This is a genomic window from Methylobacterium sp. Leaf87 (assembly GCF_001422775.1).
In the GTDB taxonomy this organism is placed as follows: Bacteria; Pseudomonadota; Alphaproteobacteria; order Rhizobiales; family Beijerinckiaceae; genus Methylobacterium.
In genome coordinates this window covers 25,073-51,805 of sequence record NZ_LMMI01000015.1, presented here as the reverse complement: position 1 = coordinate 51,805, position 26,733 = coordinate 25,073, and the positions used below count along the sequence as shown (strand labels likewise).

Genomic DNA, 26,733 nt, shown 5'->3' with positions numbered 1-26,733 from the left:
CGGTGTCGATGATGCGGCCCCGAATGTCAAATTCCGAACGGGCCCGGGCGGGGCCTGCGAGGAAGCGAGAAAAGCGGGCGCCCGGTCGTTTCGGTCCGGATATGATGGTGCGTGTCCGTGAGCCGGGGCGCCCCGCGAATCACGCACCCCAGAACCAGGGTCCTCACATGAGCCTCCACATCGGCCTCCTCGCCTTCCCGAACGTGCAGCAGCTCGATCTCACCGCCCCCTACGAGGTGTTCGCGATGATCCCGGGGGCGACGGTGCATCTCGTCGCCGCCGGCCTCGACCCGATCCGGAGCGCCACCGGCCTCGTGCTCGCCCCCACGGTGACCATGGCCGCGTGCCCGGCCCTCGACGTGCTGTGCGTCCCCGGCGGGGTCGGGGTGAACGCCTTGATGACCGATCCGGTCGTGCTGGCCTTCGTGCGCGAACGGGCGAAAACCGCCCGCTTCGTCACCTCCGTCTGCACCGGCGCCCTGGTGCTGGGCGCGGCCGGTCTCCTTCGGGGCCGGCGCGCCACCACCCACTGGGCCTCCCTCGACCTGCTCGCGGCCTTCGGCGCGACGCCCGTGGCCGAGCGCGTGGTGCGGGACGGCAACCTCGTCACCGGCGGCGGCGTCACGGCGGGGATCGACTTCGCCCTGGCGCTGGCCGCCGAACTCGTCGGTCAGGAGGAGGCGGAAGCGATCCAGCTCGGCCTCGAATACGCCCCCGCCCCGCCCTTCGACGCCGGCACGCCGGACACGGCGGCGGCGCCGGTGCTCGCCGCGGCCCGCGCGCGCCTCGCCGCCTCCCGGGCCGCGCGCGAGGCCCTGGTGCGGTCGATCACGGGCCGCGCGCCGGAGGTCTGGGGCGAGCCGGAATCCTGATCCGGACCGGGGTCCGGCCTTTGCGGGTTCTCAAGTATTCTGCCCGCAGGATACGGAGGACGGATCGCGCTATCCTGGGTGATCCTCGGGGCCGAGTTCCTGTCCCGATGGGGGGCTTTCTTGTCCCGACACAGTTCATGGGAGTTGCAGCCGATGACCACGGGAGTCGCCGACCCCGCGCGACAGGTTTCCGCCCGTGCGCTGGGTCCCGACGCCCTGCGCGTCACCGCCATGGTGGCGATCCTCCTCGTGATGCTGGTGGGCGCCAACCCGTTCCACGACGGCACCGCGCCCGAGAACGCGGCCTCGGGGGCGGGCGGCAACCTCGGCAACCAGATCCTGTTCCTGATCATGGGCGGCCTCGCCGGCACGATTCTCTTCGCCCGGGGCGCCGCCGCCCTACGGCCGCTGGCCAGCCTGCCGATCCTGCTGATGCTCGCCTGGCTCGCCGTATCGACGGTGCTGTCCATCGAGCCCCTGGTCTCGGCCCGCCGCCTGGTCTCCCTCGTGATCGTCACCGCGGCGGCGGTGTCGCTTCTCGTGGCGGCGCGCGACGCGCGCCAGTTCGCCACGGTGCTGGGCGCCACGGTGCTGGGAATCGTGGGCATCAGTTATCTCGGCCTCGTGCTCGTGCCCGAGCGCGCCATGCACACGGCCTTCGACCTCATCGAGCCCGAGCACGCCGGCAGCTGGCGCGGGGTCTACGCGCACAAGAATGCGGCGGGCGCCGCCATGGGGGCGTTCGTGTTCGTCGGCCTGTTCTGGGCGGGGACGGGGCAGCGCATCCTCGGCTTCCTGCTCGCGGGCGCCGCCGCCCTGTTCCTCGTGTTCACGAACGCCAAGACCTCCGTCGCCATCACGCCCGCGGTGCTCGCCCTCACCTGGTTCTGCACGTGGTCCGGGGCGACCGTCTGGCGCCGCCTCGTGCTGCTCGCGCCCCTCGCCCTCCTCCTGACGGTGACGGTGGGGTCGGTCCTGGTGCCGGAGATCGGCGCCCTGGTGGCGCGTCTGGCCGGCGACCCGACCTTCACCGGCCGCACGGAGATCTGGGAGTTCGCCGCCGACAACATCGCCAGGCGTCCCATCGCCGGCTACGGCTACGGCGCGTTCTGGGAGAGCGTGTTCTACGGCGGCGGCGCCGACGCGGCGACCTGGGTCAACCGGGCCACGGACGCGCACAACGGCTATCTCAACACCGCCCTCGAATCCGGCCTCGTCGGCCTCGCCCTCACCCTGTGGTGGCTCGTCTGGGCGCCCGTGAGCGACCTCCAGGCCCGGGCCGGGGGCCGCTCCATCGACCCCCTGACGATGCTGTTCCTGCGCCTGTGGCTGTTCATCATCCTCGTGGCGGTGTTCGAATCGGTGTTCTACCAGGCCACCAACGGGCTCTATTTCCTCCTCGTGGTGTCGGTGCTGGGCCTGCGCTACCTGGCGCGGACCCGGGTGGTCGCGGGTGGGGACCGGGCGGAAGGGGACCGGGCATGACGCCGCGCGCGGACCAGGCCGACCCCGCGGGCCCCCATCCGGTGGTGGAGCCCCTGCCGGCGCTGACCTCCCTGCGCTTCGTGGCGGCGGCCTACGTCCTCGCCTTCCACTTCGCCGGCTACGAGGCAGGCCGTGCGGCGATGCCCGATGCGGTCTTCCTCGGTTACTCGGGCGTGACGTTCTTCTTCCTGCTGTCGGGCTTCATCCTGGCCTACAACTACCAGCGGGTGGACCTGTCGCCGCGCGCCGCGCGCCTGCGCTTCCTGCGCGCGCGGGTGGCACGGGTCTATCCCGTCTACCTCCTGGCCCTCGCCATCGGCTTGCCGTGGTTCGTCGTCTGGACGGCGAAGGTCGTGCCCCCGCTCCAGACCCTGATGGCCTCCGGCGCGGTGCTGGCGCCGCTCGGCCTCCACGCCTGGGTGCCGGGCGCGGCCTGCTCCCTCGACTGTCCGAGCTGGTCGGTCTCGGCGGAGCTGTTCTTCTACGCCCTGTTCCCCCTCCTCCTGCCGCTCGCCCTCAGGCGGCCGGGCCCGACGGCGCTCGTCACCCTCGCGGCCTGGGCCGCGTCCGTCGCCCTCGCGATCCTGGCCTGGAACCGCTTCGCCCCCGGCCTCTCCCTCATCGCGCCGACCACGGACGCGGCGACCCTCCTGGCGCAGGCGATCAAGTACAATCCCCTGCTGCGCCTGCCGGAATTCGTGGCCGGCCTGCTCCTGTTCGTCCTGTGGCGGCGGGTCCGCCTGCCCCTCGGGGTGCTCCTCACCTGGGCGGGAGCGGCGGCCCTGGCTCTCGTCGCGGGGGTCGAGACGATCCCCGAGCCGCTCATGCACAACGGGCTCACCGCCGTGGTCTGGGCACCGGTGATCCTGGCCGGCGCCCAGGTCCGCTCCGGCCCGCTCACGGCCGGGTGGTTCGCCTTCCTCGGCCGCATCTCCTTCGCCCTCTACCTCCTGCACGTGCCCGCCTACGCCTTCGTGTCGAGCCTCGACCGGACCGTCCTCGCCGGCCGCCTCGCCGGCACGGCCTGGCTCACCGTCGCGCTCGCGACGCTCCTGTCGCTCGCCGCCGCGAGCGCCGTGCACCTGGCGATCGAGGAACCGGCGCGCCGGCGCCTCCTTCGGCCCCGCGCGCCCGCGCGCGAGGCGGCGCCCCTGCCCTCGGCTTGACGAACCGGCATGTCGCAGCTCCCTCCGCAGGCCCATTCGCTCACCCTCGCGGCCGGTCCGCCTTCGGCGCCCCTGCACATGGCCTATCGCCCGGACATCGACGGCCTGCGCGCGGTGGCCGTCCTTGTGGTGCTGTTCTTCCATGCCGGCGTGCCGGGCCTGTCCGGCGGGTTCGTCGGCGTCGACGTGTTCTTCGTGATCTCGGGCTACGTGATCACCCGGGGCATCCTCGCCGACGTGGCGGCGGGCCGGTTCTCCCTCGTCCGGTTCTACGAGCGCCGCATCCGCCGCATCCTGCCGATGCTGGTGGCGACGATTCTGGCCACCTACGCCCTCGCCCTGCTCTATCTGCCTCCCGGCGCCATGGACGATTACGCCCGCAGCGTCGTGGCGGCCGCGGCCTTCGCCGCCAACGTGTTCTTCTGGAAGACCACCGGTTACTTCGACCTCGAGGCGCAGACCCGGCCCTTGCTGCACACCTGGTCGCTCTCCGTCGAGGAGCAGTTCTACCTCGTGGTGCCCATCGCCTTGCCGCTGCTCCTCGCCCGCTCGCGGCGGGTCGCGGCGGCGGCTCTTCTCGCGGCCCTGCTGGCCTCCCTCGCCCTCGGCATCGTCCTGACGAACAGCGCGCCCGGCGCCAACTTCTACCTCCTGCCCACCCGCGCCTGGGAACTCCTCGTCGGTGCCCTCCTGGCCTTCGCGGCCGACTGGACGCCGCCGCGCGCCCTGCGCGAGGCCATGGCGACGGGCGGCCTCGGTCTCGTCGCCACCGCGGTCCTGGCCTACGACGAGGCGACACCGTTTCCCGGCCTGAACGCCCTGGCGCCGTGCCTCGGAGCAGCCCTCCTCATCGCCGCCGGGAATGGCCCGACCGCCATCGGCCGGGTCCTGTCGGCGCCGCCCTGCGCCGGCCTCGGGCGGATGTCCTACGCCCTCTACATGGTGCATTGGCCCGTGGTGGTGTTCGCTCGCTATGCCCTGCTGCGCGAGCCGGCCGGGTGGGAGATCTGTGCCGTCGTCGCGGCCTGCCTCGTCTTCGCCTACGCCGCCTGGCGCTGGATCGAGACGCCGTTCCGGTATGGGCGATCCACCGGAACACGGGACGGTCATCGTCCGCTCTTCGCCGCCACGGCCGCTGCCCTGACGGTCCTCGCGGCCCTCGGCCTCGCCGGCACCCTCGCGGAGGGCTTTCCCGCGCGCTTTCCCGACATTCGGCCGGGCGCCCTCGCGGCCCTCGAGCGGGCGGGCTGGAAGGGCGGGCGCTGCTTTCTCGAGAACCAGCGCGTCGCGGACTGGGCGGGAGCCGAGTGTCTGCTGGCCCGGGACGCGCCCGCCACCGCCCTGCTGTGGGGCGATTCCTACGCGGCCCATTACGTGCCCGGCCTCGTGCGCAACGCCCCCACCCTGAGCCACGCCATCCTCCAATACACCTTCGCCGGCTGCCCGCCGCTCCTCGCCTACGCCTCGCGGGCCAAACCCGGCTGCCGCGACTTCAACGCCCACGTCTTCGAGATCATCCGCGCCTACGGCATCGACAGCGTGGTGCTGGCCGCCCGCTGGGACCTCCTGCCCGCCCGGACGCTGGCCAACCTGCCCGACACCATCGCGCGTCTCACGGCGGCGGGGGTCGCCGTCTCGGTGATCGGCCCCTCGCCGCTGTTCGCGTTCGACGTGGGCGTGCTGGGCGCGCGCGGCGCCGGCACCCGGGTCGACGGCTCGGCGGCGTGGTTCGCCCACCGGGGCGATCCGGCGATCCGACGTCTGTCGGCGAAGGCCCGCTTCGCCGACCCCCTGCCGACCTTCTGCGACGGCCCCCTGTGCCGCTACCGCGCGGACGGCACCGACCTGTTCCTCGACACCGGCCACCTGTCGCAGGCGGGCAGCGAGCGGGCGGTGCGGGCATATTTTCCCCTCCTGCGCTGAGCCGGGGATCACAATCGCGCCCAGATCATGTCAGCGAGCGTTCAGCCGGGCGGGGGCATTTTGGTTGGCGATCCGGTCCTCGCGGCCGGATCGCCCTCACAACAGCAGAAGGGTCTGTTCCATGTCTGTGAACGCGCTCGTCGCGGCTCTCGCCGTCGCCTGCGGTGTCGGCCTCGCCTCGGCCGCCCATGCCGCTCCGCTGCCCCCGGCTCCCGCCGGCACCCTCGCGGCCCCGTTTGCCGGTTCCCCCACGGATGCCACGGTGCAGACCGTCGCCTTCGGTTGCGGCCCCGGTTGGGCGCCCAATCGCTGGGGACGGTGCCGGCCGATCTACCGGGGCTACGGCTACGGACCGCGTCCGTTCTACGGCCCGCGGCGCTTCTACGGGCCGGGCTACGCCTACGGACCACCGCGCCCGTTCTACGGCCCCCGCCCCGTCTACGGGCCGTTCTACTGATTCGGCTCCCGATCGAGGACGCGGGCGGGCTCTCCGCCCGCGTCCCTTCGCGCATGAGCCGTGAGGGTTGAAATCGCCTAGACCTCCCCGAACCACACCCGAGGGGATCCCATGCGTCGCGCGCTACCGCCCTGTCCCGGTCTTGGTCTTGGTCTTCTTGGTCTTGCCGCCCTGGCCGGAGCCACCACCCTCCCCGCGGGAGCCCAGGAGCCGGCCCAGGACGCGACGGGCGGGCCGGTGCTCCAGACCGTGGACGCGGCCAACACCCGCTATTCGCCCCTCGACGGGATCACGGCCGAGAACGTCGCCCGCCTCCAGGTCGCCTGGACCTTCTCGACGGGCGTGTTGCGTGGGCACGAAGGCGCCCCGCTGGTGGTCGGTGCGGTGATGTACGTCCACACGCCGTTCCCCAACATCGTCTATGCCCTGGACCTCGACCACGACGGCCGCATCCTCTGGAAGTACGAGCCCAAGCAGGATGCGTCCGTCGTCGCGATGCTGTGCTGCGACACGGTCAATCGGGGTCTGGCCTACGCGGATGGGGCGATTCTGCTGCACCAGGCCGACACCACGCTGGTGTCCCTCGACGCCGCGACCGGCCGGGTGAATTGGGCGGTCCGCAACGGCGATCCGGCCCGGGGCGAGACCAACACCGCCACGGTCCTGCCGGTGAAGGACAAGATCCTCGTCGGCCTTTCGGGCGGCGAGTTCGGCGTGCGCTGCCACCTCACCGCCTACGACGCGAAGACGGGCCGGCGCCTCTGGCGGGCTTACTCCATGGGCACGGACGCCGACATGCGCGTCGATCCCGAAACCACCACCGTGCTGGGCCGGCCCATCGGCCGGGATTCCTCCCTGGCCTCGTGGGAGGGCGACCAGTGGAAGACCGGCGGCGGCTGCACCTGGGGCTGGTACGCCTACGATGCCGCCCTGAACCTCATGTATTACGGCACCGGCAATCCCTCGACCTGGAACCCCGGCCAGCGCCCCGGCGACAACCGCTGGGCGCAGTCCATCGTCGCCCGCGATCCGGATACGGGCCGGGCGCGCTGGCTCTACCAGATGACGCCCCACGACCAGTGGGACTACGACGGCGTCAACGAGATGATCCTGACCGACCAGGCGATGGACGGCCGCATGCGGACGCTGCTCACCCATTTCGACCGCAACGGCTTCGCCTACACCCTGGACCGCGCCACGGGCGAACTCCTGGTGGCGGAGAAGTTCGATCCGGCGGTGAACTGGGCCACGCACATCGACCTCGACCGGGCCTCGAAAACCTACGGCCGGCCCGTCCTCGATCCGCGCTACGCCCCCGAGCGGACCGGCGAAGACGAGACCACCCCGGGCATCTGCCCCGGCGCCATCGGCGCCAAGAACCAGCAGCCGGCGGCCTACTCGCCCCGGACGCGCCTGTTCTACGTGCCGACCAACCACATCTGCATGACCTACGAGCCGTTCCGGGTGACCTACACGCCCGGCCTGCCCTATGTCGGCGCCACCCTGAGCCTGCAGCCGCCGCCGGGCGACGGCCACACCGGCAGCCTCACGGCCTGGGACGGGGTGCGCGGACGGATCGCTTGGTCGATCCCCGAGCCGTTCTCCGTGTGGTCGGGCGTCCTCGCCACCGCCGGGGACGTGGTGTTCTACGGAACCCTCGAAGGCCATCTCAAGGCCGTCGATGCCCGGACCGGCCGGGAATGCTACCGGTTCAAGACCCCGTCGGGCATCGTCGGCAACGTGACCACCTACACCCACAGGGGCCGGCAATACGTGGCGGTGCTCTCAGGAATCGGCGGCTGGGCCGGCATCGGGCTGGCCGCCGGTCTCACGGACCCCAACGACGGCGCCGGGGCGGTGGGCGGCTACGCGGCGCTCGCGAACTACACGGCGCTGGGGGGCCAGCTCACGGTGTTCGCCCTGCCGGACTGATGTCCGGGTTCGAAGGGTCGAGCCCTTCGCGGGTCCAGGCAAGAATTTACAAAGACCGGCCCTGGGTTCTGCGTCGGGCTCTGCCCGACACCCGCCGAAGGGGTGACCCCTTCGGGATCCCGGACCGGAAGGCTCACGCCCGATCGGCCTCCTCCTCCGAGGGTGCGTAGACCGCGTCACCGAGGCGCCGCAGGGGGCCACCGGGGCCGGAGCGCTTCCACAGGCGGGTGTTGAGGGCGGCCACCGGATCGTGGCCGGGCAGGTCGAAGCCGCGCGCCGTCAGGCCGGGCAGGATCTCGCCGGCATGCAGCGGGCGCCCGGCCTCGTGCAGGATGTCGAGGGCGGCGGCCACCAGGGCGCGCCCGTGGCGGCGGGCGGCGGCGATGTCCTCGCCCGGGCGTGCCTCGGGTTCGGCCGTCGGCGCCGGAGATGGGCGGGAGGCCGCACCGAGGCGGCGGCCGAGTTCGAGGTAGAGGGCATGGTCGGCGATCTGCCGGTCGAGGGCGTCGCGCTGTCGACGCAGGACAGCCAGAGCGGCTTCGATCTCGGCCTCGTTCGGAAACATCGCCACTCCATGGAATATTCTAATTAATCCCTGCCCGTAGGATTATCAGAATATTCCATGGAGACAAGAGAATGCGTATTATTCCCTGCCTTCCATCACCGACGCGTCAGGCCGCGACGGCCTTCCGGGCCGGCTTGCCGGCCCGCGGCGGAATCAGCAGGGCGCCGGCATCGGCCGGCTGGAGCAGCATGCCGTTGTCGTCCAGCCGGATCGGCAGCTTCGGGAACACCTCCTGCAGATGGGCGAGATCCGCCTTGAAGGCCTGCCGGAAGCTGCGGATGCTGGCATTGTCGGCGCCGAACTGCCTGTGCAGGTTTTCCCAGGTGAGCCGGAGGGGACGCTGGAGCGCGCGCAGGCGGTAGCCGACCCAGAACAGCAGATCGAGCTTGCGCGCGGAGCCCGAGAACGCCCGAGCCGCGCGGATGTCCACCGGCAGGGCGTGCTGGATCAGATTGTCGTAGAAATCCTGGTGGAACTGGACGCTTTTCTGCCAGACCACCCCGTCGGCGCCCTGCGGCAGCCACAGGTCGAGCTGGCGGAACGGCGGGACGTTGAGGGTGCTGGCGCTGCCGGCCCCGTCCCACAGGCCGATCTGCAGGGTGCAGGCGGCGAGCCGCGCCAGCTGCTCCTTGAACTGCCGGATGGTGCCGCGCTCGCCGCCGGTGACGGCGAATCCCATCTCCTTCATGAAGCCCGACAGGCTGTCGGCCACCGCGATGGTGGGGCTTCGCTGGCGCACGGCCTCGGTGCAGAGGTGCAGGAGCACGAGGCGAGCCTTGGGGCCGTAGGGCAGGCCCTGGAACTCCATCTCGCCGGTGGCGGGGTTCTTCAGGCGTCCGGCCAGGAGACTGAGGGAATTCTTGCCGTATTCACGGAAGAATTCGCGGGCGTCGCCGGGGTCCCGGTAGGGCAGGCCGCAGAGCGCCAGCACCGAGTGGATGTGCTGGAGGTTCTCGGGCCCCGTGGGCTCGTTCTCGATGACCTCGCGCACGGCGTCGCGCCGGCGCTGGTCGCGCGCCATGGCCTGCCGCCGCCCGGCGACGGCCCCGCGGGCGGCGGCCTCGGCGTCCCGCGCCCGCTGCCGGTGCAAGATGGTCTCCGCGATGGTGGCGAACAGGAAGCCGCCGCGCGCCGCCTCGACCTCGGCCAGGAGATCGGCGTCGCGGATGCCCGCCAATGTGTCCTCGATCCCCAAAAGCCGCGATCCCGAACCCGTGCCGTCCGCGCCGATGCGGCGCCATGAGGACAGGACCATGCCCGATCCGGGGCACGGGAGTCTCACGGGCGGACGGCGTCATCCCGGCTATCCACCGGTCGGGACTCGTGAATTCGATCCTGCGGGTCGCGCGTCCGGACCGGGCGAGGGCGGTACGCAGAGTTCGATACGGGGTCGGTTTTCGAACTATCCCCGGAGTTCACCGGCCGGATCCGGTTTCCACGCCGAACCCAATACGCGGATGCGCCGAATCCCATACGCCCACCCCTGTTTCCCACGCAGAGTTCGATACGGACCGGCGCAGAGTTCGATACGAAACCACGCAGAGTTCGATACGCGAACAGGGCTCAACCCCTTCCGCGCACGCAGGTTTTCGACTCCCCATATAACCTGCATAACTGACTCTCTGAGAATCTCTTACTGATACCTTTCCTAAGGGGATCGGGCGCCGTTCGGTTTAACGAACACGCCGGGCAAAGGGGGTTTTTGGGGGACTTTTGAAGAGATGCGCACCGCCTGTCCCGGATCTGTCCCCAGCCTCACCCCTCCCCGGCCGGATCGGCTATGGGTTCCTTCGCCCTCGCCGCAAACGTCCCGGAGTCTCCCTTGACCATCGACGCGCTCTTGACCCTGATGGCGGCCCTGCGCGACCCGGAGACGGGTTGCCCCTGGGACCTCGCCCAGACGCACGCCTCCATCGCACCCTACGCCGTGGAGGAGGCCCACGAGGTCGTGGACGCCATCGAACGGGGCGACGCGGCGGATCTGCGCGACGAGCTCGGCGATCTGCTGCTCCAAGTCGTGTTCCACGCCCGGATCGCCGAGGAGACCGGGCGCTTCACCTTCGCGGACGTGGTGGACGCCATCGTCGCCAAGATGGTCCGGCGCCACCCGCACGTGTTCGCCCCCAACGGCGGCCCGGTACCGGCGGACTCATCCTTGCGCGATCCGGCGGCGGTGGAGCGGCAATGGGCGGCGATCAAGGCGGCCGAGCGGGCGGGGCGGCCGACGCGCGACCTGGGTCCCCTCGACGGCATCGCCCGCGCCCTGCCCGCCCTCAGCCGCGCGGAAAAACTCTCGGCCCGGGCGGCGACCTACGGCTTCGACTGGTCGGACCCGGCCGACGTCGTCGCCAAGGTCCGCGAGGAGACCGACGAGGTCGCCGATGCCATGGCCAACGGCACCCGGGCGGACGTGGCCGAGGAGGTCGGCGATCTGCTGTTCTCGGTGGCCAACCTCGCCCGCCATCTCGGGATCGATCCGGAATATTCCTTGAGATCAGGGAATACGAAGTTCGAGCGGCGCTTCACCGCCATGGCGGCCCGCCTCACGGCCGATGGGAATACGCTGGGCGACGCGTCCCTAGGCACCATGGAGGCCGCCTGGACGGCGGTGAAGCGAGCCGAGAAGAGGTGAGAGTCAGGGTGCGAAGGGCTAGCCCTTCGCTGGTCCAGGGCGGAGCCCTGGAGGTCTTCGTCGGGCTCTCCCCGACACCCGCCGAAGGGGTGACCCCTTCGGAATCCCGGACACGGACGCCCTGCCCTCACTTGGTCCGGCGGGGCCAGTCGATCACGTGGGTGGCGTAGAGGGCCCACCAGACGAAGACCGGCTGAAACGCGAGGCGCGGCCCGTGATACCACCACGAATCCGGCAGGCCGGCGACGGGGATGCCCTCCACCGCGTGCTTGATGTTGGCCGGGAACACGCAGACGGCGTAGAGGGCGAGCCCGATGCCGGCCCAGCGCCGGGTCGGCGGCCAGATCAGGCCGGCGACGCCGGCGAGTTCGCAGAGGCCCGTGAGGATCACCACGCGGCGCGGGGCCGGCACCCAGTCCGGCATGATCGGCAGGAACGCGTCGGGGGCGGCGAGATGCACGATCCCGATGAAGCCGTAGGCCGCCATCAGGGCGAGGCGCAGCCACCAGCGGTGATCGCGCGGCCCGGTCACGCCTGCATGGCCGCGCGCAGGGCCTCGCTCAAGGCCGTGACGGCCGGATGCTCGGCAAACGCCGTCGCGCCGACGGCCCGCACGGGGGCCAGCCCGCGCAGGGAATTGGTGAGGAACACCGCCTCGGCGCCGAGGAAGTCCGGGAGTTCGAGGGGCCGCTCCTCGACCACGAGCCCGAGGCCCGGGGCCAATCCTAAAAGTTCGGCGCGGACGATGCCGGCGAGCACGCCCTCCGACAGGGGCGGGGTGACGAGGCGGGTGCCGAACACCGCGAACACGTTGCCGGTGCCGGCGCAGGCAACGCGCCCGTGAGTGTTGCAGAACAGGGCCTCGTCGAACCCGGCCGCCCGCGCCTCCCCCGCCGCCAGCACGGCGTCGAGGTAGCCGAGCGTCTTCCAGCGCGCGGCCGGCGAGGTGTCGTTGCGGCGGATGTCCGTGGGATGCAGGGTCAGGGACGCGAAGGGCAGGGCGGGCGGGAGCGGCGCCGCGCTCGCCCACAGGACCGGGCGCGGCTCGGCCGGGGGCGCGAGGCCGCGCGGTCCCGCGCCCCGGGTCACGGTAGTGCGGATCGCCGCCAGCTCCCCTGCCCCGCCGGCCACGGCCCGCATGGCTTGCGTGATGCGCGCCGGGTCGACGAAGAACCCGAGGGCCCGCGTGGCGGCGGCCAGACGCGCGACATGCGCGGCCTCGAACACGATGCGGCCGTCGCGGGCGAGCGCCGTGTCGAACACCCCGTCGCCCAGGGTCAGGCCCCGGTCGGCGAGGTCGAACTGGGCCGTCGGCCCCGCAATGAGGGCGCCGTCAAACCACGGCATGGGACCGCACCCGCTCATGCCCCTCCCCCGCGCGCCAGGCGCGGGCCAACTCCAAAAAGTTGCCGAACAGGGCGTGGCCGTGCTCGGTCAGCACGGATTCCGGGTGGAACTGGATGCCCCAGGTCGGATGCTGCGTGTGGGACAGGGCCATCACCTCGCCCTCGGCCGAGACGGCGTCCACGGTGAGCGACCTTTCCATGCCGGGCTCCGGCGTGACGATGAGGGAATGGTAGCGTCCCACCTGCATCGGGCTCGGCAGGGCGGCGAACAGGCCTTGCCCCCTGTGGGTGATGGGGGTCGCCTGGCCATGGAGCGGCCGGCCTGCCCGTTCGACGCGACCACCGAAGGCCGCCCCGATGGCCTGGTGGCCCAGGCAGACGCCGAGCAGGGGGATCGCGCCGGACAGCTCGCGGATGGCGGGGAGCGAGATGCCGGCCTCGGCGGGCGTGCACGGCCCCGGCGAGATCACGATCGCCTCGGGGGCGAGCGCCCGGATGCCGGCGACATCGACGGCGTCGTTGCGCACCACCCGCACGGTCTGTCCGAGTTCCTCGAAGTACCGCACCACGTTGAAGACGAAGGAATCGTAATTGTCGATGACGAGGATCACGGCGCGCTCTCCCCGTCCGGCTCGAACGCCTGGAACACCCGCGCGGCCTTGGTCAGGGTCTCCTCGTATTCGAGGCCCGGGTCGGACAGCAGGGTGACGCCGCCGCCCGCCTGAAGCACGGCCGTGTGGCCGTCCATCACCACCGTGCGGATGGCGATGGAGGTGTCGAGGCTACCGTCGAAGCCCAGGGCCCCGATGGCGCCGCAATAGAGTTCGCGGGCGTCGCCCTCGATCTCGGTGATGATGTCCATGGCGCGCAGCTTCGGTGCTCCGGTGATGGAGCCGCCGGGGAAGGTCGCCTGGATCAGGTCGATGGCGTCCATCCCGTCCTTCAGGGTTCCGGTGACCACGGACACGAGATGGTGGACGGAGGCGTAGGATTCGAGCCCGCACAGGACCGGCACCCGCACGCTGTGCGGTTCGCAGATGCGCGAGAGGTCGTTGCGCAGGAGGTCGACGATCATGATGTTCTCGGCGCGCTCCTTGGGGTCGGCCTGGAGCGCGGCCCCCAGGCGCGCATCCTCCGCCAGGTCGGCGACGCGGCGCACCGTGCCCTTGATCGGGCGGGTCTCGATGTCCCGCCCCGAGAGCTTGAGGAAGCGCTCGGGGCTGCTCGAGGCGACGCGCAGGGTCTCGAAGGCGAGATAGGCGCCGAAGGTCGCCGGGTTGGTGGCGCGCAGGCGGCGGTAGAGACCGAGCGCATCGAAGCCCGCCGGCAGGCTGGCCTCGAAGCGCTGGGCGATGTTGGCCTGATAGATGTCTCCGGCGCGGATGTAGTCCCGCACCCGCTCCACTGCGGCCTCGTAGGCGTCCTTCGTGAAGTTGGAGTGCCAGACCAGGGGACCCTGCGCCGCCGGCTCGGGCGTCGGACGGGCGCCGGAGAGGCAATGCGCGAACAGGGCGAGGCGCGCCTGTGCCCGGGCCTGCCGGGCGGCGGGGTCTCGCTCGGGAAAGCCCGTGGCCATGAGCCGGCAGGTGCCGCTCTCGTGGTCGATGGTGAGCACCGTGTCGTAGAGGTTGAAGGCGATGTCGTCGCACAGGCCCGCGCGCCGGGCCGGGGCCGCCACCCGCTCCAGGCGTGCGCCGAGATCGTAGGCGAAGTAGCCGATGGCCCCGCCGGTGAAGCCCGGCTCGCCCGGCTCCGGGTCGATCCGGTAGGGCGCGAGGCAGGCGCGCAGGGCGTCGAGGCCGGTGCCGGGCACGGGCGCGCCGTCCAGGGTGGCCTGACCGTCGCGATACCGGAACCGGGCGAACGGGTCCGCCGCCAGGGTCGAGGTCCGGCCGAGGGTCGGGTGATGCATGGCGCTGTCGAGGAAGGCGAGCCCCGGCAGGTGCGCCAGGGCTTCTGCCGCCGCGACGGGATCGACGAACGGGATGTCTGCGGTCCACATGATGATGGGGGCTTAGAGAGTCACGCGGCAATGGGATACCCGCCCTGCCCTGCGGCAAGGATTCCGGGTTTTTCTGAGTTGGCACGCGCTTGGCCGCCGGGGAAGCGGTCGCGATGCATGGCGCGCCCGAAACGGTGAGGCTCGCAAGCCGGCCCGGATGCGGCTATAGAGTTGTCAACTCACCCGATTTCCTCGAATCACCGGCCGTTCGACACTCGTTCGACCGCGCCCGACGAGTGCCCATGACCGCTTCACCCCTGCTGCCGCCGGCGTCTTCGAAGGCCGCGCCCAAGATTTCGTTCGTGTCGCTGGGCTGCCCCAAGGCGCTGGTGGATTCCGAGCGCATCCTCACCCACCTGCGGGCGGAGGGCTACGAACTCGCCCGGCGCCACGACGGGGCGGATGTCGTCATCGTCAACACCTGCGGCTTCCTCGATTCGGCGAAGGCCGAATCGCTCTCGGCCATCGGCGAGGCCATGGCGGAGAACGGCCGGGTCATCGTCACCGGCTGCATGGGCGCGCAGCCCGATGAGATCCGCGAGAAGTACCCGAACCTCTTGGCCGTCACCGGGCCGCAGGCCTACGAATCCGTGGTGGCGGCGGTGCACGAGGCGGTGCCTCCGGCCCACGATCCGTTCCTCGATCTGGTGCCGCCGCAGGGGGTGAAGCTCACCCCGCGCCACTACGCTTACCTCAAGATTTCAGAGGGCTGCAACAATCGCTGCACCTTCTGCATCATCCCGTCCCTACGCGGCGACCTCGTCAGCCGACCTGCGGGCGACGTGCTGCGCGAGGCGGAAAAACTGGTGAAAGCCGGCGTCAAGGAACTGCTGGTGGTCTCGCAGGACACCTCCGCGTACGGCGTCGACATCCGCTACGCCACGAGCCCATGGCAGGGCCGCGAGGTCCGGGCGAAGTTCTACGATCTCGCCGCCGAGCTCGGTGAACTCGGGGCCTGGGTACGGATGCACTACGTCTACCCCTACCCGCACGTGGACGACGTCATCCCCCTGATGGCCGAGGGCAAGATCCTGCCCTATCTCGACATGCCGCTGCAGCACGCCTCGCCCTCCGTGCTCAAGCGCATGCGCCGGCCGGGCAACCAGGAGAAGCAACTGGAGCGCATCCGGCGCTGGCGCGAGATCTGCCCGGATCTCGCCATCCGCTCGACCTTCATCGTCGGATTTCCCGGCGAGACCGAGACCGAGTTCGAGGAGCTGCTCGCCTGGATCAAGGAGGCGAAACTCGAGCGCGTCGGCTGCTTCGCCTACGAGCCGGTGAAGGGCGCGCCCGCCAACGAACTCGGTGACGCGGTTCCGCCGGAAGTCCAGGCCGAGCGCAAGCGCCGGTTCATGGAGGCGCAGCAGATCGTCTCCGCGCGCCTGCAGAAGGCGCGGGTCGGCAAGCGCCTGCCTGTCATCATCGATGCGGTGGAGGGCGGCATCGCCAAGGGGCGCTCGAAATACGACGCGCCGGAGATCGACGGCAACGTCCACGTCACCTCCCGCCGCCCGCTCCGCATCGGCGACATCGTCACCGTGAAGATCGAGCGGGCGGACGCCTACGATCTCTACGGCAGCGCGGTGTAGGCCGCGCTCTCGACGAAACCGACCCCGGCCGCCGCCATGGCGGCCATGGCGCGGGCGACCGAACCCTCGATGTCGATGCCCCTCACGGCATCGGTGACGACCACGGCCTCGAACCCCGCTGCGCGGGCATCGAGGGCAGTCCAGCCGACGCAGTAATCCGTGGCGAGGCCGCACACGACCACGCGGGTGAACCCGCGCTCGCGCAGGTAGCCGGCGAGCCCGGTGGGCGTGGTCCGGTCGGCTTCCAGGAACGCCGAGTAGCTGTCGACATGGCGGTGGTGCCCCTTGCGGATCACCAGTTCGGCGCGCTCGGCTCGGAGCCCGGGGGCGAGGACGGCACCGGCCGTTCCCCGCACGCAATGGTCCGGCCACAGCACCTGGCGGCCGTAGGGGAGCACCACGCTCTCGAACGCCGCCCGGCCCGGATGGCTGGTGGCGAAGGAGACGTGGCCCGGCGGGTGCCAGTCCTGGGTCACCACCACGTGGGCGAACCGGTCGATGAGGCGGTTGATCGGGGCGATCACCGCGTCGCCGTCCGGCACGGCGAGCGCCCCGCGGGCCAAGAAATCGATCTGCACGTCGACGACCAGGAGGATATCCGATGATCCGGGGATCACGGCGTCCTCCGATCCCGGGAGAACAGGATCCGAGTGGACAGGATCACGGGATCATCACCGTGGCGCCCGTGGTCTTGCGGCTGGCGAGATCGCGGTGGACCTGGGGGGCGTCCGAGAGCTTCGCCTTCGCGTGGACGGGAATCTTCACCGCGCCGCTCGCCACCACGGAGAACAGGTTCTTGGCCATGGCGTCCAGGGTCTCGCGCTTGCCCGCATGGGCGAAGAGCGACGGCCGCGTGGCGTAGAGCGAGCCTTTCTGGCCGAGGAGCGCGAGGCTGAAATCGTCCACGGGACCCGAGGCCGAGCCGAAACTCACGAAGAGACCCAGCGGGCTGATGCAGTCGAGGGACGCCGGGAAGGTGTCGCGGCCGACGCCATCGTAGACCACCGGCACGCCCTTGCCGCCGGTGATCTCCTTCACCCGGGCGGAAAAGTCCTCGTCGCGGTAGAGGATGACGTGGTCGCAGCCGTTGGCCCGCGCGAGTTCGGCCTTCTCGGTCGAGCCGACGGTGCCGATGACGGTGGCGCCGAGGTGCTTGGCCCACTGGCAGGCGATGAGGCCGACGCCGCCGGCGGCGGCATGGAACAGGATCGTGTCGCCGGCCTTCACCCGATACGTCCGGTGCAGGAGATACTCGGCGGTGAGGCCCTTCAGCATCATCGCGGCGGCGGTGGTGTCCTCCACCCCGTCGGCGAGATGCACGGCGGCGCTGGCCTGGATCACCACCTCCTCCGCATAGGTGCCGGCGGCCGAGCCGTAGGCCACGCGCTCGCCGGCCCGGAACTCGGTCACGCCCTCGCCCACCGACACCACGGTGCCGGCGCCCTCATTGCCGGGGGTGAAGGGCAGTTGCGGCACCTTGTAGGCGCCCGAGCGGAAGTAGATGTCGATGAAGTTGACGCCGATGGCGCTCTGGCGGACGCGGATCTGCCCTGGGCCCGGCTCGGCCACCGTGACGTCCTCGTAGCGCATCACCTCGGGGTCGCCGTATTCGTGGACTCGGATCGCCTTCGGCATGGGGCTTAGCTCCTCGTGGTAGTCAGTTCAGAGCCGACATAGACGGTGTGCTGCGAAGGGCAATGGCGCATCGCCCCTGCCCGGCGGGTGAGCCGTTCGCGGAGCCCCTGCGCCTCATACGATCCCGGTGAGGTAGTAGATTCCGATCACCACGAACACGGCCGTCGTCTTGAGAACCGTGATGGCGAAGATGTCGGCGTAGGCTTGCCGATGGGTCAGTCCGGTGACGGAGAGAAGCGTGATCACGGCGCCGTTGTGAGGCAGCGTGTCCATGCCCCCGCTCGCCATGCTGGCCACCCGGTGCAGCACCTCCATGGGGATGCCGGCCCCTTGCGCTGCCGCGATGAAGGTGCCCGACATGGCGGCGAGCGCGATGCTCAAGCCGCCCGAGGCCGAACCGGTGATGCCGGCGAGCGCCGTCACGGTGACGGCCTCGTTCACCAGGGGGTTCGGGATCGCCGAGAGCGCCTCCCGGATGGCGAGGAAGCCCGGGAGTGCTGCGATGACCGCGCCGAAGCCGTACTCGGAGGCGGTGTTCATGGCGGCCAGTAGCGCACCCGCTACCGCCGCCCGGCTGCCCTCGGCGAAGCCCTGGGCGACGGGCTTCCAGGCGAAGGCCAGCACCGTGAGGATGCCGGCGAGCAGCGCCAGCTCAACGGCCCAAATGGCGGTGACCGAGGCGATCGTCGTCACGATGGGCTTGTCGAGGCCGGCGAGCGCCGTCTCGACCTTGGACCCGTAGAGGCGCGGGATCGCTGCCGTGAAGGCGAGGTTCGCGAGCCCCACCACCACGAGCGGCAGGAGGGCGATGGCCGGGTGCGCCCGCGCGGCGACATCCATCACCGCCGGTTCGTTGGTGTGGCCGCTGCCGTAGCCCTCGCCCCTCCGCTTGGCCGCCGCGATGCGCGCATCCAGGTAGGCGACGCCGATGACGAGGATGAAGGCCGCGCCGATGAGCCCGAGCCAGGGGGCCGCCCAGGTGGTGGTGTTGAAGAAGGTGGTCGGGATGATGTTCTGGATCTGCGGCGTGCCCGGCAGGGCGTCCATGGTGTAGGAGAACGCGCCGAGCGCGATGGTGCCGGGGATCAGGCGCTTCGGGATGTCGGAGAGGCGAAACGCTTCGGCCGCGAACGGGTAGACCGCGAACACCACGACGAAGAGCGAGACGCCCCCATAGGTGAGCAGGTTGCACACCAGAACGATGGAGAGGACGGCCCGCCTGGCGCCGACGACCTCGATCACCGCCGTGACGATGGAGCGCGAGAAGCCCGACATCTCGATGACCTTGCCGAACACGGCGCCCAGCAGGAACACGGGCAAGTACAGCTTCACGAAGCCGACCATCTTCTCCATGAACAGGCCGGAGAACACCGGCAGCACGGCGGAGGGATCGGTGAGCAGCACGGCCGCGAGCGCCGCGATGGGGGCGAACAGGATGACGCTGAAGCCGCGATAGGCCACCAGCATGAGGAAGCCGAGCGCGAAGAGCGCGATGGCGAGGTTCACGGGCATCTCCGGCGCGGGCGGACGGGTGTTCTCGCCCGGGATGCTAACCGGCGCTGTTTTCCCGCACCATCGCGTCCCTTGACCGATCCGGGCTCCTCCCTCTGTAAGGGGTGACGGATCGGCCGGTCTGTCCCACGTCGACACCTGCCTTCGATCCCCGCATCGGATGGGCCGTGCCCAGGAGAACAGCCCCGTGGCTCCATCGCCTGATACCGTTTCGCGCGTGGGGGCCCCCTTCGCGGTGGCCGTCGTCGGCGCCGGGGCCGCCGGCCTCGGGGCCGCCCTGGCGCTCGCCCGCGACGGCATCCCCACCGCCCTCGTCGGCCGGCACGCGCCCGTGGCCGACGGGCGGACCGTGGCCCTCCTCGACGGGTCGGTGCGCTTCCTCAGGGCGCTCGGTGCCTGGGAGGGCATCGCTCCTCACGCGAGCCCGCTGGCCGAGCTTCACATCGTCGACGACACCGGCAGCTTGTTCCGGCCGCCCCCGGCCCGCTTCGTCGCGACCGAGATCGGCCTCGATGCCTTCGGCTGGAACGTCGAGAGCGCCCGGCTCGTCGAGAGCCTGCGGGCGCAGGCCCGGGGCATGGCCAACCTCACCCTGTTCGAGAGCGACGCGGCCGAGTTCCACGTGGGCGCGGAGGCCGCCGATCTCACCCTCGCGGACGGCACGCGCCTGTCCGCCCGCCTCGCGGTCGGGGCCGACGGTGCCCGCTCGAAGCTGCGGGCTGCCGCCGGTCTCGTCCCCCGGGAATGGTCCTACCCGCAGGCCGCCATCACCACGATCCTCGCCCACACCCGTCCTCACCGGGACATCTCGACGGAGTTCCACACGCGGCAGGGGCCGTTCACCCTGGTTCCGCTGCCCGGTGGCCACCGCTCCAGCCTCGTTTGGGTGATGGACGACAGGCGGGCGCAGGCCATGGCGGCCCTCGACGAGGCCGGGCTCGCACGCGCCGTGGAGACCCAGGCGCAGGCGATGCTGGGGGCAATGCGGATCGACGGGCCGCGCGGCCTCGTCCCCATGCGCGGCCTCGCCCTGACGAGTCCGGTTTCCGCCCGCCTCGCCCTTGTCGGCGAGGCGGCCCATGTCTTCCCGCCCATCGGCGCGCAGGGCCTCAACCTCGGTCTGCGCGATGCGGCGGCCCTGCGGGACGCCGTCGTGGAGGCGGTGGGCGACGGACGCGACCCGGGCTCGCGGGCGGCACTGGCGGGGTTCGCCCGGGGTCGCAGTCGCGACGCGCGCCTGCGGACCCTGGCGGTGGACACCCTCAACCGAAGCCTGCTCACCGGCTTCCTGCCCATGGACGCCCTGCGCGGCCTCGGGCTCCTCGCCATGACGACGATCGCACCCTTGCGCCGAATCGTCATGCGCGAGGGCGTGGTGCCGCGTCTCGGTGCCCCGAGCTTGATGCGGTGACGTTCAGCGCTGGGCCAAATCCTTGACGGCGTGGCCCGAGGACGTGTGCTGCGGCTCCGTCGCCCCAGGTCGCGAGACCGTCGGGCGATCGGCGTCGACGCCCTCCCCGGTGAACGCCGTGCCGGCCCGTCCCAGGGCCTCGCCGTGGGCGAACAGCGCCCTCATGTAGGTCTGGTCGAAGGGCACCGTGCTCGTCCGGGTGAAGCGCCCGTCGATTTCGGCGACACGAAGGTCGAGGCCCGTGCGCTGGGCGAACCCCCGGCTGAGCGCGAGGGCGGCGCGGGTCTGCGCCTTGATCGCCGCCGACATGGACCGGCCGAGCACGCTCAGGGTGGTGCGCGAGGCCATCTGGAAGTGCGGCGCAAGCGTGTTGTTGATCACGAGGTAGACCCGGTGGGTCGGCAGGGCGACCGGGTCGGCGGAGAGCAGCGTCGCTTCGGGGGCGAGGTAGTACGGCGCCGTGGTCCCGCCGTCGTCGTGCATTTCCTGGATCGGCCTGGACCCTGCCATGGCCTGCACCATCACCGGCGGAAACACCCCCGGCACCGCCGAGGACGCGAGGATGATGTCCCGGAATAGGGCGAGGGCCTTCGGGCCGCCCGTCGCGGCGATGGCGCCCATGTCCCACAGCACCGGCCGCTCGGAATCCACCGCCGTGGTGGCGATGAGGAGACGCCGTCCCTTTGCGTGCTCGGCCGCGATGGCCTGAAGCAGCTTCGGAGTCACCGATTGGTCGATGCGCCGCTTGAGCGGCCAGGTGTCGGTCAGGGCCTCGTTGGTGCCGCCGAATTCGAAGACGTCGGCGGCCGAGATGTCCGTGTAGGCCTTGTGCAAGGCTTCATCGCCGCCCGACCCGACGAAGGCGAAGGGGGCGATCATCGCACCCGTGCTGACGCCCGTGATCACGCCGAAGCTCGGCCGGGTGCCGGCCTCGCTCCACCCCTTGAGGAGACCGGCCGCGAAGGCGCCGTTCTCGCCGCCGCCCGAGAGCACCAGCCAGGGGTCGGCGACGGCCCGCGCGTCGTCGAGGAGCCGGGCGAAGGCGGCCGGATCGTCACCGGGGATGCGCAGGCCCGCGGGAAGTCCGTCGGGTCGCGCCGATGCGGCGTCCGCGGCGGTGAAGACGGTGCGTTCTGGGGGCCTGCCTCGCTCGGCGGCGGAACCCGGCTGTGGGAGGCCGAGACCGATGACGGCCGCGCACACGAGCGCCGTGGACCGGAGGCCGATACGGCTGATCGATGATCCGGACATGGGTCCGTCCTTCGTTCGTCGTCGAGGTGCCCGCCTCGTCCTCAGAACGTGAGTCGGCGGGTCTCGTTCCGGATGGTCCTCTCATCCCGGCCGCATGGCAAATGGTTTGGTGTGTCCGCGCACCTTTACGACGGGGGCAGGCTTGAACTAACCGCTGGGGCGGGACCCCGACACACAAGAACACGGAGCCTGAGACGCCGATGAAATTGCCCCGCCGCTTCTTCCAGCCGCTCGCCACCGGCGCGCCCGCACCGTTCCGTGAGCTTCCGGTGAAGCTCGAGCGCATGATCCACTTCGTGCCGCCGCACAACGACAAGGTCCGCGCCCGCGTGCCCGAGCTTGCCGCCACCGTCGACGTGGTGCTGGGCAACCTCGAGGACGCCGTGCCCGTCGATCAGAAGGAGGCCGCGCGCAAGGGCTTCGTCGCCATGGCGCGGGCCACCGACTTCGCCGCGTCCGGCACCGGCCTGTGGACCCGCATCAATGCCCTGAACTCGCCTTGGATTCTCGACGACCTGTTCGAGATCGTCTCCCAGGTCGGCGACAAGCTCGACGTGGTGATGGTGCCCAAGGTCGAAGGGCCGTGGGACATCCACTACGTCGACCAGCTGCTCGCCCAACTCGAGGCGAAGCACGGCGTGAAGAAGCCCATCCTCGTCCACGCCATCCTGGAGACGGCCGAGGGTGTGGCCAACGTCGATGCCATCGCCTCCGCCTCGCCGCGCATGCACGGCATGAGCCTCGGCCCCGCCGATCTCGCGGCGTCCCGCGGCATGAAGACCACCCGCGTCGGCGGCGGCCACCCGGATTACCGCGTCATTGCCGATCCGACTTCGGACGGCGCCGTCCGCGCCTCCGCCCAGCAGGATCTCTGGCACTACACGATTGCGAAAATGGTCGATGCCTGCATGGCCAACGGCCTCAAGGCCTTCTACGGCCCGTTCGGCGACTTCTCCGACGGGGACGCCTGCGAGGCTCAGTTCCGCAACGCCTTCCTCATGGGCTGCGCCGGGGCCTGGACACTGCACCCGAACCAGGTCGCCATCGCCAAGCGCGTGTTCGCGCCCGATCCGGCGGAGGTCGCCTTCGCGGTGCGCATCGTCGAGGCGATGCCCGACGGCACCGGCGCGGTGATGCTGGACGGCAAGATGCAGGACGACGCCACCTGGAAGCAGGCGAAGGTCATCGTCGATCTCGCCCGCCTCGTGGCCGACAAGGATCCGGAACTCGCCAAGACCTACGGTCTGACCTGAAGGCGTCGGTTGTCGTCGGCGGCATCGTCGCCGATGACAACCGCGGCGGGCCGGCTTATCTGACGGGGATGAGCGATACGATTTCCACCGCGCCCGAAATGAGAACCGCCAAATTCGGCTTAGGCGCCGTGGTCCGGCACCGGATCTATCCGTTCCGCGGCATCGTGTTCGATGTCGATCCGGTGTTCGACAACACCGAGGAATGGTGGCTGGCGATTCCCGAGGAGGTTCGGCCGCGCAAGGACCAGCCGTTCTATCACCTGCTCGCCGAGAACGCCGAGAGCGAGTACGTCGCCTACGTCTCCGAGCAGAACCTCGTGCCGGATACCTCCGGCGAGGCCCTGCGCCACACCGGCATCGCCGAGGTGTTCGAGCGCGATGCGGAGGGCACCTACCGGATGCGGACGTCCCAGGCGAACTGACCGCAAGTTCGAAAGCGCCCGAAACGAGAAAGGCCGGGCGATCCTTCGCCCGGCCTTTCTCGTTTCGAATCCCAGTGGATCGCGGCGTGGCCGCGATCCGATCTCTCTTAGGGCTTGGGCGCGGCGGCCGGAGCCGGGGCAGCCGCACCACCGGTGGCGTTCTGCTGCTCGAGTTTCTTGCGCATGTCGTCGCTGCGCTTCTCCAGCTCGGACTGGAGCTTCTTCTGCTGCTCTTCCAGCACCTTCGGGTCGATGGCGGGGCCGTCGAAGGCCTTGCCGAAGCCGGCGAGCGGCACCGCGAAGGTGACCTCGCGCTGGGTCTGGTTCTGGACGCTGACGTTGAGGGTGGTGCCCTTCTTCATCGCGTTGACGACGTCGTTGCCGACGCCGCCGGCCTCGGCGAAGCAGCCATTGGGGAAGCAGACGGCGAACTTGCCCGGCGTGCCCTGCTGACCGTCGACGGTGAAGCGGATGCCCGGCTGCAGCAGCAGGCCCAGCGGCAGCAGGTAGCGCACCACGCGTACGTTCTGCTGGGCGTTCTTCATGTCGTAGACGGCGACGGCGAGGACCGGCTGGCCCTGATCGGAGACGAAGTCGCGGGTGGTGTAGCAAACGTCCGTTGCGCTCGCCTGGTCCTTGCCGCAGACCTTGGTCCACTCGGTCTGGGACGGCTCGGACTTCACGTTGACAGTTTGGGGACCGGTCTGCTGCTGCGCCATGCCGCCGCCCGCGGGAGCGGCCGGTGCCGTCGGGGCAGGGGCCGTCGGCGCAGGCGCGCCCGGCTTCGGCTTCGGAGCCTGCGCGAGGGCCGGTCCGGCAAGACCCGCCAGGGCAAGGAACGCGGCGATGCGCAGCGGGCGCGCGGGACGGTTGGCGAAGGACATCAGGTCTGGCCCCTTGGAATCTGGAAATCGACGGACTTGTATGGGAGGCGCGGCCGGGACGCGAGGTCCCGGTGGGCGTTTGGACGCGAAGCGACACGGTGACGACGGACTAGGACCCGCGCACCGGCTTGGCGGCCCAGCGCCGGCAGATCGGGTGTGTCCCGATCCCGCCTGAACGATTGCGCGCCTGCTTTCCTCAGGGAATGCGGCGAAGACATGACACCTGCCCCGTTCGGGCCGTTCGGGCAGAGCGGTTTAAGGCGCGCTTAACCCTAAGGGTTCATGAACGTGGGGCATCGGGAGTTCAAGCGCACGTGTCGGCGCAGCCAGCCATCTCATCCCCTTCACCGGGCTTCGCGACCGGCGCTGCCGCGCCGCGCGCTCCGGCCTCGCCCCGTCCCGCCCTGCTGAGCCTCCCGAGGTCCGCGGGCGATGCGACCGCCGCGCCGCGCGACCCCCTCTTGCGCGGCCAGCACCTGTGCAGCCTGCTGGCCGCCACGGCCCATGCCCACCCGCAACGGATCGCCTTCGTCGATTCGCCGGATAAGCACCGCCGGAGTGGACGCCAATCCATCGTCTGGACCTACGCCGCCGCTGCCGAGATCGTGGCTCGCCTCGCCAACGGCCTCCGCGGCTGGCGGCTTCCGGCGGACAGCCGGATCGGGATCGCCCTGCCGGACGCTATCGAGGGAGCCCTCGCCATCCTCGCGGTGGAAGCGGCCGGGCACGTTCCGGCCCTCCTGCCCGCAGCTCTGGACGAGGACGGCCTCGTCCTCGCCGTTCAGTCCGCCGGCATCAGCGCGGTCCTGACCCAGGCCCGCTTCGGCGCGACCCATCCGGCCGAGCGCCTGCGCCGGGTGGCCGCCCGGTATTTCGGCCTGCGCTACCTCGCCGCCTTCGGGCCGGACGTGCCCGACGGCGTCATCAACCTCGATGCCATGGTGCTCGACCAGTCCGGTGGCCCGTTCGCCCCGGGACCCGGCGGCTTGGTCAGCTTCGCCGGGGGCGATCCCGCCTGCCCGATCCACCGCAGCGCCGATGCCCTGGCGGCCGCCATCGGAGTGCATGGGATCACCGCCCGGATGGCGCCGGGCGAGCGTCTCCTCACACTCCTGCCCGGCAGCGACCTGCGCGGGCTCGTCACGGGTCTCGGTGCCGCCCTCGTGGCCGGCGCGACCTTCGAGGCGATGCCGATGTTCGAGGCGGCGGGATTCGCCGAGGCCCTGGCGCGCCCGGTGGCGACCCACCTCGTGGTGCCGGCGGCCTTGGAGGCCAACTTCGCCGCGAGCCACCTGCCTGCGACCCTTGCCAGTCTCGTACTCGTGCACCGCACGCCGAGCCGCTTCCCCCAGCGCTGCCTGTCCTCCCGTCCGGACGCGATTCCGGTGACCGATGTGGTCGCCTTCGAGGAGATCGCCCTGCTCACCGGCGCACGCCGTGACAACGATGTCACCCTCACGTTGGCGGCTCCCGAACGGGCCGATCCCCGGTCCATCCTGATGAGCCTGCGCCGCGACCCCGATGGCGCCCTCGCCTTTCGGGGACTCGCCTGTCACGCGGGGCCGCTGCAACGCGGCATTCCCCAACCGGATTTCGCGGATGGGTGGCTGCCCTCGCCGTTTCGCGTGCCCGTCGCCGGCGGCCGCGCCATGGGCGTCGAGGATCACTGAGACATCGCACGCGATCGCGTCACCAAACCGAGCGCATTACGTCATAAAATCGAGATCAAGCCGGATCCCAGTCAATCGAATCAGCTGAATTTCAAAAATACCTTTTTGAGCAGTAGCTTGCCATGAGATTCGCAAGCCACGCGTGAAGGGCGCTTCTGGTTCGTTGCCGTCGGGCTCCCGTCCCATGATGTGAAAACCATGTTTTCATGTCGGCGAACCAATCGTCGCCGTGTGTGTTGTCACACGGGTCCCTTCCCAAGGGACGATGGATGGACTACCGCTGACGCTCATGGGTGCGCTGCAACAGGTTCTCGTTGTCGATGATGGCCGTCGGGCCATCGACCGATCGCTGGCTGCGGAGCTCGCGGAGCTCGGCTATGCCAGCGTCACCGCCTCCCTGGAGGCGGCACAGGACGTGCTCGCGGTTATCGCGCGCCCGGCTGCCATCCTGCTGCAGGTGTCTTCGCGCGATCCGGCCTATGCGTTGCTGTCCGAGCGCTTGCGCGAGCAGATGCGCCATGCCGGCATCCCGGTCATCGTCGTGGATGAGCTCATGGCCGGCCAAGCCGGAACCCGCATCGATCTGCAGAGCGAGATCGGCCCCTACGTGCTCAACGAGCCCGATCTCTAGAGGCCACCACAAAGCGGTCCGGGCGATTCGGTTCTGAGAAAGAATGTGAGCGTTCGCCCGTAAGCCCCTTATAGAATTCACGGAATCAGGTTCGA

24 protein-coding genes are annotated in these 26,733 nt (G+C 70.6%); 13 read left to right on the top strand and 11 right to left on the bottom strand.

What is annotated here, in order from left to right:
• Positions 1-167: 167 nt before the first annotated feature.
• From ASF22_RS10605 to ASF22_RS10580, 6 genes are all read left to right on the top strand, one after another.
• Positions 168-872, top strand: coding sequence for a DJ-1/PfpI family protein (locus ASF22_RS10605; protein ID WP_056263931.1), 705 nt, complete (start codon positions 168-170; stop codon positions 870-872).
• 153 nt (positions 873-1,025) lie between these two features.
• Entirely contained in the window at positions 1,026-2,357 is a 1,332-nt protein-coding gene (locus ASF22_RS10600; RefSeq protein WP_056263929.1) for an O-antigen ligase, read from the top strand.
• The gene (locus ASF22_RS10595) at positions 2,354-3,523 is read left to right on the top strand and encodes an acyltransferase (RefSeq protein WP_056263927.1); all 1,170 of its coding nucleotides are present in this window, start codon (positions 2,354-2,356) and stop codon (positions 3,521-3,523) included. Before ASF22_RS10600 ends, ASF22_RS10595 begins: the two co-directional genes overlap by 4 nt.
• 9 nt (positions 3,524-3,532) lie before the next feature.
• Entirely contained in the window at positions 3,533-5,446 is a 1,914-nt protein-coding gene (locus ASF22_RS10590) for an acyltransferase family protein (RefSeq protein ID WP_082478826.1), read from the top strand.
• 121 nt (positions 5,447-5,567) lie between these two features.
• Positions 5,568-5,903: a hypothetical protein gene (locus tag ASF22_RS10585; RefSeq protein WP_056168026.1), complete on the top strand. Its 336-nt coding sequence runs from the start codon at positions 5,568-5,570 to the stop codon at positions 5,901-5,903.
• Between the two features lie 111 nt (positions 5,904-6,014).
• Complete coding sequence (locus ASF22_RS10580; RefSeq protein ID WP_056263925.1) at positions 6,015-7,835, top strand: methanol/ethanol family PQQ-dependent dehydrogenase; 1,821 nt, start codon at positions 6,015-6,017, stop codon at positions 7,833-7,835.
• A 133-nt stretch (positions 7,836-7,968) separates the two neighbouring features.
• Here ASF22_RS10580 and ASF22_RS10575 read toward each other — a convergent pair whose 3' ends face one another.
• Together ASF22_RS10575 and ASF22_RS10570 are read right to left on the bottom strand one after the other, a co-directional pair.
• Positions 7,969-8,400, bottom strand: coding sequence for a hypothetical protein (locus ASF22_RS10575; protein ID WP_056263923.1), 432 nt, complete (start codon positions 8,398-8,400; stop codon positions 7,969-7,971).
• 106 nt (positions 8,401-8,506) lie between these two features.
• Positions 8,507-9,655, bottom strand: a complete 1,149-nt coding sequence (locus ASF22_RS10570) for a replication protein RepA (protein ID WP_056263921.1) — start codon at positions 9,653-9,655, stop codon at positions 8,507-8,509.
• A 525-nt stretch (positions 9,656-10,180) separates the two neighbouring features.
• Between ASF22_RS10570 and mazG the strand changes: the two genes are divergently transcribed.
• The gene (gene mazG, locus ASF22_RS10565) at positions 10,181-11,032 is read left to right on the top strand and encodes a nucleoside triphosphate pyrophosphohydrolase (protein ID WP_056263919.1); all 852 of its coding nucleotides are present in this window, start codon (positions 10,181-10,183) and stop codon (positions 11,030-11,032) included.
• Positions 11,033-11,159: 127 nt separating this feature from the next.
• On the opposite strand, the gene ASF22_RS10560 is transcribed toward mazG, so the two are convergent.
• The 4 genes from ASF22_RS10560 to pabB are packed head-to-tail and all read right to left on the bottom strand — an operon-like array spanning position 11,160 to position 14,380.
• A complete protein-coding gene (locus ASF22_RS10560) occupies positions 11,160-11,519 on the bottom strand; it encodes a DoxX family protein (protein WP_056168124.1) in 360 nt (119 codons plus the stop codon).
• Positions 11,520-11,560: 41 nt separating this feature from the next.
• Positions 11,561-12,379 (bottom strand): aminotransferase class IV, encoded by an 819-nt coding sequence (locus ASF22_RS10555; protein ID WP_056263916.1) that lies wholly within the window; start codon positions 12,377-12,379, stop codon positions 11,561-11,563.
• A complete protein-coding gene (locus tag ASF22_RS10550) occupies positions 12,366-12,989 on the bottom strand; it encodes an aminodeoxychorismate/anthranilate synthase component II (protein WP_056263915.1) in 624 nt (207 codons plus the stop codon). Before ASF22_RS10550 ends, ASF22_RS10555 begins: the two co-directional genes overlap by 14 nt.
• Entirely contained in the window at positions 12,986-14,380 is a 1,395-nt protein-coding gene (gene pabB, locus ASF22_RS10545) for an aminodeoxychorismate synthase component I (RefSeq protein WP_056263913.1), read from the bottom strand. The genes ASF22_RS10550 and pabB overlap by 4 nt, the downstream gene beginning before the upstream one ends.
• Before the next feature lie 242 nt (positions 14,381-14,622).
• Here pabB and rimO point away from each other — a divergent pair, with 242 nt between their 5' ends.
• Positions 14,623-15,969: a 30S ribosomal protein S12 methylthiotransferase RimO gene (gene rimO, locus ASF22_RS10540; protein ID WP_056263910.1), complete on the top strand. Its 1,347-nt coding sequence runs from the start codon at positions 14,623-14,625 to the stop codon at positions 15,967-15,969.
• On the opposite strand, the gene pncA is transcribed toward rimO, so the two are convergent.
• The 3 genes from pncA to ASF22_RS10525 form a co-directional block, all read right to left on the bottom strand.
• Positions 15,951-16,586 (bottom strand): bifunctional nicotinamidase/pyrazinamidase, encoded by a 636-nt coding sequence (gene pncA / locus ASF22_RS10535; RefSeq protein WP_056263909.1) that lies wholly within the window; start codon positions 16,584-16,586, stop codon positions 15,951-15,953. The two genes, rimO and pncA, sit on opposite strands and share 19 nt — an antisense overlap.
• A 43-nt stretch (positions 16,587-16,629) precedes the next feature.
• Positions 16,630-17,604 carry a quinone oxidoreductase gene (locus ASF22_RS10530; protein WP_056263907.1) on the bottom strand — a complete coding sequence of 325 codons (975 nt, stop codon included), beginning with the start codon at positions 17,602-17,604 and terminating at the stop codon, positions 16,630-16,632.
• Between the two features lie 114 nt (positions 17,605-17,718).
• Positions 17,719-19,110, bottom strand: a complete 1,392-nt coding sequence (locus ASF22_RS10525) for a GntP family permease (protein ID WP_056263980.1) — start codon at positions 19,108-19,110, stop codon at positions 17,719-17,721.
• 193 nt (positions 19,111-19,303) lie between these two features.
• Here ASF22_RS10525 and ASF22_RS10520 point away from each other — a divergent pair, with 193 nt between their 5' ends.
• Positions 19,304-20,527: an FAD-dependent monooxygenase gene (locus tag ASF22_RS10520; RefSeq protein ID WP_056263977.1), complete on the top strand. Its 1,224-nt coding sequence runs from the start codon at positions 19,304-19,306 to the stop codon at positions 20,525-20,527.
• A gap of 3 nt (positions 20,528-20,530) precedes the next feature.
• Here the strand turns inward: ASF22_RS10520 and ASF22_RS10515 are convergent, their stop codons facing one another.
• Positions 20,531-21,778, bottom strand: coding sequence for a patatin-like phospholipase family protein (locus ASF22_RS10515; protein ID WP_082483626.1), 1,248 nt, complete (start codon positions 21,776-21,778; stop codon positions 20,531-20,533).
• Positions 21,779-21,978: 200 nt separating this feature from the next.
• Between ASF22_RS10515 and ASF22_RS10510 the strand changes: the two genes are divergently transcribed.
• Entirely contained in the window at positions 21,979-23,031 is a 1,053-nt protein-coding gene (locus ASF22_RS10510; RefSeq protein ID WP_056263906.1) for a CoA ester lyase, read from the top strand.
• Between the two features lie 68 nt (positions 23,032-23,099).
• Positions 23,100-23,453: a heat shock protein HspQ gene (hspQ, locus tag ASF22_RS10505; protein ID WP_056263904.1), complete on the top strand. Its 354-nt coding sequence runs from the start codon at positions 23,100-23,102 to the stop codon at positions 23,451-23,453.
• A 107-nt stretch (positions 23,454-23,560) separates the two neighbouring features.
• Here hspQ and ASF22_RS10500 read toward each other — a convergent pair whose 3' ends face one another.
• Positions 23,561-24,337 carry an invasion associated locus B family protein gene (locus tag ASF22_RS10500; protein ID WP_056167979.1) on the bottom strand — a complete coding sequence of 259 codons (777 nt, stop codon included), beginning with the start codon at positions 24,335-24,337 and terminating at the stop codon, positions 23,561-23,563.
• A gap of 461 nt (positions 24,338-24,798) precedes the next feature.
• On the opposite strand from ASF22_RS10500, the gene ASF22_RS10495 reads away from it, so the two are divergent.
• Together ASF22_RS10495 and ASF22_RS10490 are read left to right on the top strand one after the other, a co-directional pair.
• Positions 24,799-26,007, top strand: a complete 1,209-nt coding sequence (locus ASF22_RS10495) for an AMP-binding protein (protein ID WP_244474254.1) — start codon at positions 24,799-24,801, stop codon at positions 26,005-26,007.
• 289 nt (positions 26,008-26,296) lie between these two features.
• Complete coding sequence (locus tag ASF22_RS10490) at positions 26,297-26,638, top strand: hypothetical protein (protein ID WP_056167974.1); 342 nt, start codon at positions 26,297-26,299, stop codon at positions 26,636-26,638.
• Positions 26,639-26,733: the final 95 nt, after the last annotated feature.